General features: G+C 23.7%; 12 protein-coding genes. 9 read left to right on the forward strand and 3 right to left on the reverse strand.

All coding sequences use genetic code 4. The annotated features are described in order from the left end of the window. Window positions 1–699, reverse strand: coding sequence for a hypothetical protein (locus STURON_RS02030; RefSeq protein WP_075048216.1), 699 nt, complete (start codon window positions 697–699; stop codon window positions 1–3). A 59-nt stretch (window positions 700–758) separates the two neighbouring features. Here STURON_RS02030 and STURON_RS02035 point away from each other — a divergent pair, with 59 nt between their 5' ends. From STURON_RS02035 to STURON_RS02050, 4 genes are all read left to right on the forward strand, one after another. After that, window positions 759–1,487, forward strand: a complete 729-nt coding sequence (locus STURON_RS02035) for a hypothetical protein (RefSeq protein WP_075048217.1) — start codon at window positions 759–761, stop codon at window positions 1,485–1,487. Between the two features lie 79 nt (window positions 1,488–1,566). Next, window positions 1,567–2,808, forward strand: coding sequence for a hypothetical protein (locus tag STURON_RS02040; RefSeq protein ID WP_075048218.1), 1,242 nt, complete (start codon window positions 1,567–1,569; stop codon window positions 2,806–2,808). An 80-nt stretch (window positions 2,809–2,888) separates the two neighbouring features. Continuing rightward, window positions 2,889–3,272, forward strand: a complete 384-nt coding sequence (locus STURON_RS02045; protein ID WP_075048219.1) for an SEC-C metal-binding domain-containing protein — start codon at window positions 2,889–2,891, stop codon at window positions 3,270–3,272. Between the two features lie 267 nt (window positions 3,273–3,539). After that, on the forward strand, window positions 3,540–4,196 hold the full coding sequence (locus tag STURON_RS02050) for a hypothetical protein (RefSeq protein WP_075048220.1): 657 nt from the start codon (window positions 3,540–3,542) through the stop codon (window positions 4,194–4,196). Between the two features lie 11 nt (window positions 4,197–4,207). On the opposite strand, the gene STURON_RS02055 is transcribed toward STURON_RS02050, so the two are convergent. Both STURON_RS02055 and STURON_RS02060 read right to left on the reverse strand, forming a co-directional pair. Further along, window positions 4,208–5,173 (reverse strand): GMP reductase, encoded by a 966-nt coding sequence (locus tag STURON_RS02055; RefSeq protein WP_075048221.1) that lies wholly within the window; start codon window positions 5,171–5,173, stop codon window positions 4,208–4,210. Window positions 5,174–5,193: 20 nt separating this feature from the next. Continuing rightward, entirely contained in the window at window positions 5,194–5,796 is a 603-nt protein-coding gene (locus STURON_RS02060) for an FMN-dependent NADH-azoreductase (RefSeq protein WP_075048222.1), read from the reverse strand. Window positions 5,797–5,907: 111 nt separating this feature from the next. Here STURON_RS02060 and udk point away from each other — a divergent pair, with 111 nt between their 5' ends. The 5 genes from udk to STURON_RS02090 all read left to right on the forward strand — a co-directional run bounded on the left by udk (window position 5,908) and on the right by STURON_RS02090 (window position 15,223). Then, window positions 5,908–6,570, forward strand: coding sequence for a uridine kinase (gene udk, locus STURON_RS02065; protein WP_075048223.1), 663 nt, complete (start codon window positions 5,908–5,910; stop codon window positions 6,568–6,570). Between the two features lie 116 nt (window positions 6,571–6,686). Further along, window positions 6,687–9,017 (forward strand): hypothetical protein, encoded by a 2,331-nt coding sequence (locus STURON_RS02070; protein WP_075048224.1) that lies wholly within the window; start codon window positions 6,687–6,689, stop codon window positions 9,015–9,017. A gap of 805 nt (window positions 9,018–9,822) precedes the next feature. Next, a complete protein-coding gene (locus STURON_RS02080; RefSeq protein ID WP_075048226.1) occupies window positions 9,823–12,114 on the forward strand; it encodes a hypothetical protein in 2,292 nt (763 codons plus the stop codon). A 173-nt stretch (window positions 12,115–12,287) separates the two neighbouring features. Further along, on the forward strand, window positions 12,288–14,216 hold the full coding sequence (parE, locus tag STURON_RS02085; RefSeq protein WP_075048227.1) for a DNA topoisomerase IV subunit B: 1,929 nt from the start codon (window positions 12,288–12,290) through the stop codon (window positions 14,214–14,216). 32 nt (window positions 14,217–14,248) lie between these two features. Further along, entirely contained in the window at window positions 14,249–15,223 is a 975-nt protein-coding gene (locus tag STURON_RS02090; RefSeq protein ID WP_075048228.1) for a hypothetical protein, read from the forward strand. Window positions 15,224–15,233 lie beyond the last annotated feature (10 nt).

A 15,233-nucleotide genomic window follows, 5' to 3' on the forward strand; every position in this document is an offset into this window, starting at 1 on the left:
TTAATAACTTAAATTTTTTAATAGCTTATAAGAATAAAGTGAATATGAATAATTAAAATATACCAACTCTAAGGTTGATGACGAAACTTTTAACAATGTTTTTTCATCAACCTTTTTCTTTCTATATAATAATTTTACATACTTAACTATTTTATCTAATGCTTCATTTACAACTAATATTTCTTTATCGTTTATAACAATATCATCCAATAATAAATTTATATATTCGTCTTCAGGTATTATTTTATTAATTTCTTTTTTATAAATATCTAAGAATTTATATAAAGTTTCATTAGTAAGTTTCAAATAATGAATTGCTAAGTTTGATACATCTTCATTTTTCAAATTATTATAATAAATACTTAATGTTTCAATAAATTTTGTTCAACCAAGTAAGAATGAATAATCTAAATACATTTTATAAAACTTTGAGTATATTTTAATTGAAGTTTTTATTTGTTTAGTTTTTTGGTTAATGAAATTGTTATAAGATAAAATTTCTGAAAAAAAATTTATATAGTCATTATAATCATGAGGCATGTTTAATTTAAAATTAGCATCTGTTTTTTGAAATCTTAATAATCACTTTTTTAAGTTTTTAACTTTTTTATTAATTTCTTTATCCCAAAAAGGTCTAACATTTTTTATGTTTTCTATATCATTTTTGTTAATTTTAAAAGGTTTTAAATATTGAATCATTTTAATTTCTTTCTACTGAAATGTTATATATTATTAATATATATTAAAAAGGATTAATTATGCTAGGAAAATATAATTTTACAAAAGATCAATACTTAAAGTTTAGTATTTTTTTTGATGAAATATTAGTATCCTTAGATACTTTAATAAATATAATTGATAAAGATTTAAAAATATCAACTGTTTATAGAAAGTCTTTTAATGATGTTTATGAATCTATTAAAAATTTAACTTTTATTGATGATTTTATTGAGTTAAAAGACAAGTTTATGTTTTTTTACCAAGATATAAATAATGTACTAATAGTTGAAAATAAAAATAGAGTAGTTGATAGGCACCTTGTATTAAAATTCGTTGAACAAGCAGCTGAGTTAATTAGGGTTTGTGACTTAATTGCAAAATTAAGTTACAATAACACACTTAATAACAATGATGTATTAGATATTGAAGAATGTATTGTTACAATATGAAATGAAATTCATAAGCATTTATTTCAAGTGATTCAATATGGACAAAATTATAATAAAGTATTCACTGATAAATCATTTGAAAATATTAAATCACTTAAATCAACAAAAAATTTATATGATTGAGAGAATAAAATTGAATTTGTACTAGATGAACTTGAAGAGTATGCTATTATCGATAAAGATCTTCATGATATTTTTATTGAAGGCACTAGTGATTATTGATATCTTGTAGCTGAATTAAATAAAATTTTGATTCTAATTCTATTAGTACTTACTTTATTAAAAAAAAGAAAAGTTTTAAGAAATAAAAAAACTTAATAAGTGTATATGCTAAATATGCTTCATAATTGGAGTTTTTTTTGGTATAATAATTTAAATATCTTTAAGGAGAAATTCTATGCATATAAAGAAATTAATTGTTAAAAACTTTGTTACTCCTGGAGTACAAAAATTCGAGTTTAATAATGAAGGTTATTTAATAGGTGGTGATTTTTTAAATCCTTACATTCTTAGAAATGTTAATGATTTAATCAATGGTTCATGAATTGAAAATACAATTAGCTTTGAAAAGTTTTATCCTAAGTTTGCAAAAAAGTTAAAAGATGAAGATATGGACTTGCAAATTGATGCACTATTTGAGTTAAATAAAGAAGAATTAATGAAGTTGAATTATATACTAAAAAATTTAGGTCATAGAATACCATTATTATCAAGTGTATATTATTACTCAATTAAATGCATCTATCCATTTATTTTTCCAATTATTACAATTGTTCCAGCAGATGAACATCATTTATCAGATAAACCATTTGGTATTGGTTTACATTATGATAAATTCTTTAGACCAAATATCTCGAAAAAAGAGATTATTACTAACACAGGTATAAAAGCAGTTGGACTTATAAGAGATAAATACTTCGAATACTTAAAAAGAAAAGTTGATGATGATTATTTATTGATTTATCGTGAATATTTGGATTTAATAAAATCTATATTTAGATTTGACACAGAGTTCATAAAAAAATTAGGTAAAATTATTTATGAAATAAATGATGGAGATATTATTAATTTTGGTGATCAAGAAGGATTCTATTTAACAATTCCAGAATTTAATAATTATCTTGATTCATTTAGTATATTGAGAGAAAATGATGAGCTAAAAGAAGATTTTCTGTCATTACTTTTTGAAACATATTTAGTTGATATACAATGAATTTATTATGTTAAATCTGCTAATGATATTTATGAAATGAAAAGAAATGTTTTCAAAAATTATTGTGACAAATCTTATTATTCAAAAGAACTATTAGATTTTTTTAACTTTGAAGTTGATGTTAATCCAGATCTTTTTGATTTTTCAAACATTGTAGAATTAAATGAACATAAACAAGATAAAAATCTAATTGCTCAAGAAATAGTTAAAGATAAAAAAATTATAACAATTTTCGATGATGAAGAAGAAGTGGAATTAGATTCAGATAAAAAAGATAGCAAATCATTAAAATTACAAAAACTTCAATTATCTAAAAAGAAAAAAGATAAAGAACTTCAACTTAAAAAAGATAAATTACAAAAGCAAAAAAGAATCAAAGAGCTTGTTTCTAGAATAAAACAACAAGAAAAGCAAAAAAGAAGTTAATTTTGTTTTTCTTTTTTTATAGTCAAATAAAAATAATATAAAATATTTATATTAAACTATATTAGATAAATGGAGAAAATATGCTATTAAATGATGATAAAAATTTAAAAATGTTAATTGATAAGCAGAAACTATATAAAGAGGCTCTTGATAATAAAATATCCAATGTAGAGGCAAAACAGTTTGTAGATGCTTTATTTGAAAATTATTTTTTAGATAATGATAATATTAATTTTTTGGTATCTAATGGAGTTAATTTTTTTAACCTTGATAATAATGAACAATGTTTTTGTTTAAGTAATATTGATTTCAAAGATTGCTGCTTTAAAAGTTTAAAAAAAACTAAAAATAGCCAATATAATACTTTTTTAAAAGCTATTATAAACAAGGAAGATTACAATAACTTTTTAAATTATTCTAATGATTTGTTTTTGAAACATTATAGAGCTTTAGGTAAAGAATAAGTTTGTCATTATAATGATTGTGAAAAAAATGCAATTGAAAATAACCTATACAAGTTTGATTTTACAGCAGATAAATTTTTTACAACATATAGAAAGAATTCATTTGATAATAAATTTACATTTGGAGAAAACTTTTTTAGAGTTGCAAATCCAGAAACATTTAATTATTATGGCTTTTGTTCTGAACATTATAAGATTTTAAAATCAATTGTAGTTAAAGAAGATTCATCTGAAGATGAACTGACTTTAGTTAATTTTTCTAGTTTATTGTTTAAATTATTTATATCTAGAGTTCATTTAAATGCTCTTAAAGAAGAGTTTTGCTCAATTTATAATTCACTAGATGGCGCTATTAAACCTCTTTACATATATAATTTAAGAAAAGTTTCAAATAAAGTATCTTCATTAATAAATTTTTATTCCAAATACAAGAAATGAATGAAAAAAGAAGAAAATAATTTTGTTATAAAAAGATTTATTCTTCCAAAAACTAATAATTTTTTAATACAAGATTTAGTATATCCTCAAGTTACTCCTGATGATTTTAAAATGGTCAACTCAATTAATAATGTTTTTGTTGAAGAAAAATCAGCATTATTAGGAATATTTAAAAATGATAAAAGTACATACGTAACATTTATTTATGATAAAAAAGATGAAAAAATTACCTCATATTTTAATCAATATTGGGAGATAATCGAAAATAAAGAAAAAAATATAGAATTTTTTGTTACTAATTGTTCTTTAATATTATGTGATAATTTACTAATAAGCAGCGATTATTTTAATAAATTTAATGAAGAAGAAAAAACTTTTTACTCTGCATTAAATAAATTTAGATTTGAAAATCCAAGTATGGGCCAAGAATACTTAAAAATGAAGTTTTTTGCAGGTTTTATAAAAGGGAACAACTTCTTTAAATAAAAAAAAGGTAATTAATTAAAGTTACCTGTTTTTAATATTACATAATCAACATTTTTAATGTCATCAACTTTTGTTCCACCAGCATATGAAATTGATGATTGTAAATCCTCGCACATTTCTTTGTATGTGCTCATTATTTTACCTCTTATTTTTATAAGTTCTTTTTTACCTTCAACATATCTTTTCTCACCCTTATTATATTCGCTTGCGCTTCCATAATATTCTTTGTATAAAACCCCATCAACTTCAACAGTTTTACCAGGTGATTCTTCATGTGCTGCAAATAAACTACCAATCATACACATTTTAGCTCCAAAACGAATTGATTTAGCTATATCACCATTAACTCTTATACCACCATCAGCTATAATTGGTTTTTGGGCAGCTTTGCTACATCATTTAATAGCACCTAATTGTCATCCACCAGTACCAAAACCAGTTTTTAACTTTGTTATACAAACTTTTCCAGGTCCCACACCAACCTTAGTTGCATCAGCACCTCAATATTCTAAATCTCTAACTGCTTGTGGTGTAGCTACATTACCTGCGATTATAAATGTTTTACCCTTAGTTTGTTCCTTAATATAAATTATCATATTTTTTACTTGTATTGAGTGCCCATGAGCTATATCAATTGTAATAAAGTCTGGTATTAAGTCATTTTTAACTAAGTCATCAATTAATTTATAATCAACTTCTTTAACTCCAACACTTATTGAAGTAACAAGTTTGCTTTTTTTCATTTTTTCTACAAACTTTAATGTGTCAACGTTAAAACGGTGCATTATATAAAAATAATTTTCTTTAGCTAACATTTCTGCTAAATCTTCATTCATAACAGAAGCCATATTAGCAGGAACAACGGGTAGTTTAAATTTAAAATTACCTAGTTCAACACTAGTGTCACACTCGCTTCTTGATTTAACTTTACAAAAATTAGGTATTAATTGAACATCTTCATAATCTATTACATACATATTTGATCCCTCATATTTCTTTAAAACTTAGCAGCAACTTCTTTTATTTTATCTGAAATTGTATTTATTGCTTCTTTTGGTGTTAATTCTGAAGTAGGTTTTACTTTTGTACCAGCAAACAAAATAGGTTCATTTACTTTAGCGCCAACAAATTCTCAAGTTCCTTTTAAAAATTCTGTATGATTTCCAAATGGATATCATCCCAATGGTGCACCTTGTGTAGTTAAAATTTGTACACTCAGATGATCTAATAAACCAACTGAACCATCTTTTTTTGAGTATTTATAAGAAAAACTCTGATCTGCTAATAAAACATGATCCAAGTAGTTTTTTATTAATGCACTAACATTAAAATTATTCATTGGACTTGAAATAATTACTTTATTTACTTCTTTTAATTGATTAATATATTTAATTGCATCATTTTCATTAAAGAAACTTGAAAAATTATCTCTTGAAAGAGTTTTTTTTGCCATTTCTTCATTATTTAAATCAAGATAGATAAATTCGTCATTAGAATTATTTTTTTTATATTCTTCAATAAATTGATTTGTCAACTCTAATGAATATGATTTATCAACAGGACTTACAGTTCCACTTATTACTAATACTTTATTTGCCATTATATACCTCCTAGGCTATTATACTATACTTATAATACTATAATAATTAGTTAAGTGTTTTTTATTTAAAAATTAAATAAATTAATTTATAATATATAAAAGAGGTTATTTGTGGAAAAAGTTACAATTATTACAATTGCAGGTGGTAGTGCTAGTGGGAAAACAACATTTGCACAAACACTTTCAGACAAAATTTTTGAAAATCACTCTGTATCACATTTATCAATGGACAACTATTATAAAGACTTTAGTCATTTAAATTTCGAAGAAAGACAAAATTTAAATTTTGACCATCCAAGTTCATTAGATATTGATTTAATTTGTAAACATTTAGATGACTTAAAAAACTTTAAATCTATTCAAGTTCCTATATATGATTTTACTACTCATAGTCAATCTGGAAAATTTAAGACAATAAATCCTTCTGAAGTTGTTATTTTTGATGGAATTTTAGCATTGCAAGTAGAAGAAGTTAGAAAAAGAAGTAATATCAAAATTTTTATTAGAACTGATGATGATATTAGATTCATTAGAAGATTAGTTAGAGATGTTAATGATAGAGGTAGAAATTTAGATGATGTAATTAATCAATATTTAACAACAGTTAGACCTATGTATAAGTTTTTCGTAGAACCATCAATTGAACATGCTGACATTATTGTTCCTTATTATGAAGGTAACAAAATCGCAATGGATCTTGTTGCTGCAAAAATTAATACTCTGCTTTCAAAGAGTGTTAATAGTGAAATAATTAATAATAATAAAATAAATTAAGAATTAAGAAATAAGTTTTAGTTTTTCTATTCATTTTTTTTAATACATTAAAATAATAAAGATAAATTAATTTAATTTATCTTTTTTATATTACTAAAAAATAAAGGGGAATAGAGATGAAAAAATTACTTAGCTTTATAAGTGTAGCTACTTTTTTAAGTACTCCTATATCAGCAATAGTTTCTTGTGGTAAGACTAATGATAATTCAAAAGTTGATAAAAAATTTACCGAAATTCAACAACAAATGTTAGAAGCTTCTGAATTTGTATCAAGAATGGTTATTGCAAGCAGACATGAAAATTTAAATATTAATTTAAATGAATTATTATCTATATATTTTTCACCAACTCCAACGTCATTAATGATTCCAAATTCTTATCAATATAAAGATAAAAACATAAACTTAGCATCTAAAATTGAACTGTTTAAAAACATTTTATCACCTAAACTTGATTTCTTAAATAAGGATGGTTCTGCAGGAGTTTATGCAAGTTACATAATGGGTATGTATGACAATAATTTTTATAATAATTTCTTAATAAATGGTGGTTTTGAAGATTCTTTTAACGAAGATGGTGGAAAAGGATTTAATGATTTTATAAATCCCAAAAATAATGAAATGGGTATCTTATCTGGATTAGATAAAGATTTAAAACTTTCAGAAAATCAAGAACAAAGGAATTTAGCTTGAGGGATACAAGATACTGGACCTTTAACAAATTATTTACTTGATAAAGGATATGATGGTTCATATCCTGGTGATACTAATGGAACTGATGGTATTAGTACATTTTTTCATGGAAAACCAACAATTCACAATGGAGGAACAAACAGTTCAGGTTATTTGCATTACAACTCTATTGTTTCTAAAGGAAAAGGGGTATTTAACGGTAATGGTATAGAAAAAGATATTAATGATAAATTAAAAAATGTTAATTATACACCAGCGATAAAGAAAAAAAATCAATTCACATCTTATGCTAAAGTTAATGATATTGAATTTAATAAATTAGGAACTGAACTTACTAATATAGCAGGTAATTTAAATATTGATGGTTATATAAATAAGATAACTTCTATAATTCAAAGTATTAGTACCTCAGATTTTGGCACAGAGATGTTACTTAATTTAGAAAACAATTTATTACCAGTTGTTGTTTCTTCTAAAGGTTGAACAAATACTATAATTCAAACAATTGGATTTAGCTTCATATATAATGTCCAAAATGCTATAAATAAAATTCAAAACAATAGTGATTTGTCAAACTTTTTGTTAGAAAATAATTTTAATACTGAAATATTAAATAAAAAGATTAATAAAAGAAATGCAATTGTAGCAAACGATGCACATAAACCAGTCATTGATAAAGCTCAGGCAATAAGATTATATAAAACTGAAAAAGATGATGTAATTAATAATCAATTAGAAAATTTAAAACAAGTAAGTTTATTTATTGAAGAATTGATAAGATTCCATGATAATTTAAAAAATAAAGAAAAGAAGGTAGAATTTGTTAAAAAATTTTTAAAAAACAAAAATACTCCTTTTTGAGATAGTTATGAAATTGTTATCAAACCAAATGTTTTTGGAGTTGGAGCAAAAGGTTTAACTCAGTTAGGTTGAGAAGAGTTAGTTGGAGAAGAAGGTGATGGTTTTATAAATGCTTTAAACTTATTGGCATTTACTTATAAAGACTTAGCAAGCAGCGAAAAAAACCAAACTTTGACTTTAATAAGTAATGATGATGATTTTAAAAACAAAAGTTTAGTTGATTTAAATAAAACGCAAAAAAATAAGTTAAAAAAATTATTAGGCTATAACAGTTTAGATTTAAGTTTTGAAGAAAATTCTATATTTAATAATATCTTTAATGTATTTAAAAACAAAGAGTTCAGAGGTTCAACAGAGTTTTCCCATCTTTTTGATATCATGAAAAATAGTGTAAATGAAGATATGAATAAAGTTCACGAACAATCTTTACAGTATATTGCAAACGATGATTTTTGAGACATAAGTAATATAAATATAAACGCAACTGATCAAAATCAATTTAATGGTGAGATTGAATTTACATTAAATTATAAAGGTAATGGTGACTCAGAATCTAATGCAAGTAAACAAAAATATAAAATTGATGTTCCAGAAAATTTTAATCCTTATCAAACTATAAAAGAGCATCAAAAAGAATTCTTAGAAAAAGATATATTAAAAAATAATATAGATGATGAAAGAATCAGTGGTGAGGTTTTATTAAAAAGATATAAAAGTTTAACTGATGAAGATTTAATAAATTATGATGGTAAAGCAATGAATTACAATCCTGTAAATTTTAAATACAAAATACTTTGAAAAAATATAAGTAATAATTCTGAAATTCCTTATTGAGTAATAACAGAATTTAAATCATTTGATGAAGAAGGTGATGAATTTTATAATATTTATTAAAAAAATATTTATAATTAATTAGTATTGAAATTTTCTATAAAATTTTATATTATTTAATTAATGATAAATTTTAATAGCATAAAAAATTTAAAAATATATAAAAAATTGTTTTTAATAATATTTACAGTATTTAATATTATAATTCTTAATTTAGAAAATAAAGAACTAATAAAGTTATTTATTTTTTTTGATATATTACCATTTATTTTATTTATGATCTTCATATTTAAAAAAGTAAACTATAACAAACAAAATATTTATTCTCAAGGATATAATTTTTGATACTTTAACAATAAAATATTAATAAATTATTTATTAATATTTTTTCTTGGATTATCTTCTTTTTACTTTCAAGTTTCTGGCTTAAAAAATTTTATATTATCAGATTTCATAAAATTATTTCTTTCAAATGTTAATAAAACAAATTTTTCAATAATTGATTATAAGAAATTTTTCTTTGCTTTTTTAATTATGTTAGTTGACATTATGCTTGTATTTACAACTTTTTTAATCAATTTATGAATTTTATTAAATATTATTAATATAAGTAATGTTAAAATGTTTTTAAAACCTAAATACTTTTTTATATTTATTAAAAAACTATTTTTTTCATTTGTATTTAAATTTATTGATAGTTATAACTTAATAAATAAAATAATAATTAAAACTCTTATCAAATTGATAAATTTTATTTTTATAGAAAATATATTTTATAAAATTGTTAATTTAAATACTTTTAATAAATGAAGTGTAGTTCCTTTCAAAATAAAATATAAATAATATTTAATGAAAGGAAACAAAAAAAATGAAAAACTTAATAAGAATTTTGGCATCAATTGCAATATTTGGTGCTTCATCATTATCAGTAATATCTTGTGAATCAAATAATAAAAAAAATATTCCTGATTTTAATGAATTAACTCAACTTCAAGATGAAATGGTGAGTGGTGCTCAATTTCTAACTAAATTAATATTGTTAAGTAGACATGAAAATCTTAACTATAACTTAAATGAAATACTATCAATATATCTTTCACCAAAACCAACAATGCTAATGATGCCTTTAAAATATAGTTACAATGAAGAAAAAATAAATGCTAAAAATGATTTATCTAAATTTACAAATTTATTAGCACCAAAGATTGAAAAAATGAATGGTAGTAATTATGCAGGTGTTTTTGCAAGTTACATAATGGGTATGTACAACGATGATTTTTATAATAATTTTATTAACAATGATTATTTTGAAGACTCATTTAATGAAAATGGATATACTGGATTCAATAAATCATTAAATAATGAGTTAGGATTATTTGCGGGATTGAGTAAAGACTTAAAACTCTCTGAGAATGAAAACAGAAGGAACTTAGCATGAGGGATACAAGACACAGGGGCATTAACAAATTATTTATTAAATAATGGTTTTGACGGTGGTTATCCTGGTGGAACTAGTGGAATAAAAAATACATTCTCAGCAGCTTCAGACATAAATGGAGGAACAAATAGTTCTGGATACTTATTTTACAATTCAATTTTGGCAAATGGTAAGTCAAATCTCAATTCATTTGATAAATATAAGAATAAAGGTATAGAAGATAAACTTAATGAAGGTATAAACTATAAAAACAGTGATGAAAATGAATATTCTTCATCTATAAATAATAAAAAATTCAATAAAATAGGGTCAATGTTTGCTAAAACTGCAGGGAAATTAAATTTTAAAGGTTATTTAAATAACTTTTCTGCTTTATTAGATAGTATTGATGAATCTGACTTTGGTGCAGAGGTTTTATTAAACGTTTTAGATTCAATAACGCCTATTCTTCCTACAATTGATGATAAAGTCAATCTAATTATTCAATCTGTAAGTTTTGGACTATTATATAATATTCAAAATGCAATAAATGATATTCAAAAGGATTCTACACTTTCAGAATTTTTAAGTGATAAAGGATTTGATAAAAATATATTAGAATCAAAATTAGATGAAAGAGAATTAATTGACCCAATTTCCCAATATAATAATCCCAACCCAAATTTATTAAAAGTTACAAGACTTTTTGAAAAACAAGAGAATGATAAAAACACACCAAATAAAAACTTATCAATAGTTAGTGATTTTTTAAATGAGTTAAAAAAACTTCAAATTAGATTATATGAAAAAAATGAATATAAAGATTTTGTAGAAAAATTTTATATGTCAAAAGACGCACCATTTAGAAAATCATATAATGTAATGATTGATAATGCCTTAATTGGAGGTATTGGTGAAGAAAATTACAAAGAAATAGTTAAAGAAAACGGTTCAGGTATAACAAATTTATTTAACTTGATTTCACTAGCTTATGAAGGATTAAACAATCCTGAGTCTCAAGAAATTCTAACATCAATATCTAAAGAATATAATAATGTTGGTATAAAATCATTAACAAGATCACAAAAATTACAAACTATTAAAAAACTGGGTTATGATTATAGTACAAAAAAATACAAAGAAAACTCAATATTTAGTGGATATATGAACTTATTAAAAAATACTAATACAAATGGAGTCACTGAGTTGCAAGATTTCTTTGGAAGGATTGTTGAAAGTACAAGTAATGATATGAAAGAATTGCACGAAAATGCATTACAATATATCTATGATAATAAATATTGAAATAGTACAAATGTTTATTCTTCTGCAACTGATCCATCAGAAATAGGGGGAAAAATTAAGTTTACTCTTAAATATACTGGTGTTGGTGATATAGATTCTAATGCATCAAGTCAATTTAATAAAATTCAAGTTCCTGAAAACTTCAATCCTTATCAAACAATTGTTGAAAACCAAAAAGAGTTTATAAATAATAAATATTTAACTGATAAAATTGATAATTCAAAAGTATCAGGAAAAGTATTGGGTAAAAGCGTCTTAGGTTATGAAGATGAAGATTTAATAAAATATGATGGTTATGGTGAAAATTATGATAGTGTTGAACATACTTATGATATAACATGAGAAAACATTAGTAAAAATAGTGAAACACCTCATTGAGTTATTGTTGACATAGTTTCTAAAGATAAACAAGGTAAAGAATTTTATAATATATATTAAAACATTGATTAATCAATGTTTTTTTTACCTTACTTAGTTTTTTAATTAAAATATAAATTTTATTGTTAAAATGTAATTATATTGACAAAATTTTATTTTATATTATTATATAAAAGATATTTATTTCAAAAATTTGATTTAATTTCAATTATTAAAATGATTGGTGGGGCAATATGGCAAATGAAAAAAATTTAAATTATACAGAAGACAGTATACAGGTTTTAGAAGGATTAGACGCAGTTAGAAAAAGACCAGGAATGTATATTGGTTCAACAGATGTTAGAGGATTACATCACTTAGTTTGAGAAATTGTTGATAATTCAATAGATGAATCTTTGGCAGGGGCATGTTCAGAGATTAACGTCTCTATTGAAAAAGATGGTTCTGTAACTATAAAAGACAATGGTAGAGGTGTTCCAATAGGTAATTACAAGGGTACTAAACAATCTACTCCAGAAATAATATTTTCAGTACTTCATGCAGGTGGAAAATTTGGTGGTGATGGTTATAAAACTTCAGGTGGATTACATGGAGTTGGTTCATCAGTTGTTAACGCATTATCAAGTAAATTTAAAGTAACTATATATAGAGATAATAAAATATCAACAATAAAATTTGCAAATGGTGGTAAATTAACACAACCACTTAAAGAAATTGGTACTTCAAAACAAACAGGTACAATTGTTAATTTTTTACCTGATGAAACAATATTTTCAACAGTTAAGTTTTCATTTTCTACAATATCTGAAAGATTAAAGGAAAGTGCTTTATTAAACTCTGGATTAAAAATTACATTAAAAGATAATCGAAGTGATAAGTATGTTGAATATTTATATGAAGATGGTTTGCTTGAGTTTGTAAATGAGTTAAAGGGTAGTCAAAAAGAAATTATCTCACCAATTATAATAAAAGGTAACAACTCTAATATTGATGTTGAAATAGCTATGACATACACTAATGAATTTTCTGAAACTGTTTTAGGTTTTGCAAATAATGTTAAAACAAGTGAGGGAGGTACTCACGTAATTGGTTTTAGATCAGGTTTGGTTAAAGCTCTAAATGATTATGGTAGATCTCAGAATATTTTAAAAGAAAGAGATAAAAAACTTGATGCATCAGATGTTAAAGAAGGTTTAATAGCAGTTGTGACTGTTAAAATTCCTGAAAATTTAATTCAATACGAGGGTCAAACTAAGGGTAAATTAGGTACTGCTGAAGCAAGAACTGTTTGTGATCAAATTACAGAAACAAGTGTTAGTTTTTGATTGCAAGAAAACAAAACATTAGCGATATCTCTTATTGAAAAAGCATTATTAGCTAGAAGAGCTAAAGAAGAAGCTAGAAAAGCACGACAAGCAGTTAGGGATCAAAAAAATAAATCTAAATCAAGAACTATGCTTGGTAAATTGACACCTGCACAAGGAAAAGACAAAGAACAAAATGAACTTTTCTTAGTTGAAGGGGATTCAGCCGGAGGAAGTGCTAAATCTGGTAGAGATAGAAGATTTCAAGCTATTTTACCATTGAAAGGGAAAGTTATTAATGCTGAAAAAACAAAATTAATAGACCTTTTAAAAAATGAAGAAATAGTCACAATTATGAATGCAATTGGTGCAGGAGTTGGTAGTGAATTTGATGTTAGTGATATTAATTATGGTAAAATAATAATAATGACAGACGCAGATACTGATGGAGCACACATCCAAACTTTATTATTAACATTCTTTTATAGATATATGAAAGATTTAATCCTAAACAAAAAAGTATATATTGCATTACCACCTTTATTCAAAGTTACCAGTCCTAATAAAAAAGATTTTAAGTACCTTTGAACTGAAGATGAATTAGTGTCTCATATGAAAAATACTAAACAAAAATATGAAATACAAAGATACAAAGGTTTAGGTGAAATGAATGCAACACAATTATGAGAGACAACTATGGACCCTTCGCAAAGAAAACTTATTCTTGTAAAAATTGATGATGGTTTAGCTGCAGAAAATTCTTTTAGAACATTAATGGGTGACAACTCAGATAAAAGAAAAGAGTGAATTGAAGAAAATGTAAAATTTACTTTAGAAGAAAATATGGACTTCTTATAAAATAAAATAAATTTAGAATTGCGGTGAGCATTTTGGCTGTTAAGTTTGAATACGATAAACTAATAAATGTTATATTAAAAAAAATAATTGAATATAATAAAATTAATTCTGATATAAAAAGATATAATATTTTTAATAGTTTTAGTATTTCGTATGAAATTGAAGACACATCTCTATATTTCGAGATTCATAACACAGACGATACAGACGACATATCGCTAACTTCTTTATCTAGTGAGCAATCAATAAGGATTGATTTACAAAAATTGAATGAAGTAAATTGATTAATGAAAACAATAAACAGATTTATTGATAAATCAAAAGAATCTCTTAATAAAGCAAGGGAACTTGCAAAACCTCATGTTGGAATTTTAATATATGATGAGTTTACTGATACTTATTATTTAAATCCTTCAAGTGGTCCCATATTATTGAGAACAAAGGAAATTGAAAAAGAAATCGCAGCAACTAGATTTGACATATTTTCTATATTTATAAACTTGCGTTCAGCTTTAGTTGGTAATGATAATTTAGCAGAAATAATTGGAGCTTCTCCAACAAAAGTTCTTGAAAGAATTAGATTATCTGTTGAATTTATTAAAAGTTGCGAGTCTAAACTATTAAAGATTGAAGGAATACCAAGATATATAGTAAATTTTAATGAATTTAACAAAATAATAACTTATTCAACATTTGCAACAAATGATTTTGGTCCAAATATAATTACACCAAAAAGAATAAATGAAAAAGTAATAACTGCTTCAATTGACAAGTTGAGAGAACTTGATAAAGTTTATGCACAAGTAAGAAAAGATGAAGAAGTTTCTAAAATTATGTTAGACTTAGCAAGAAGTCTAGTTTCAAAAAATAATCCAAAGTTATATTCTTTAGAGGATTCTACAAAGTTTTGAGTTTTATCAAGAGAAGGTAGAACTACAATGAAAAATTTAAATATTATAGACTTTTTAGATAACGACATGAGTGAAATAGAATTTTACTTAAATTAGGAGGGGCATT

Origin of the sequence: Spiroplasma turonicum (assembly GCF_001262715.1) — a bacterium.
In the GTDB taxonomy this organism is placed as follows: Bacteria; Bacillota_I; Bacilli_A; order Mycoplasmatales; family Mycoplasmataceae; genus Spiroplasma_A; species Spiroplasma_A turonicum.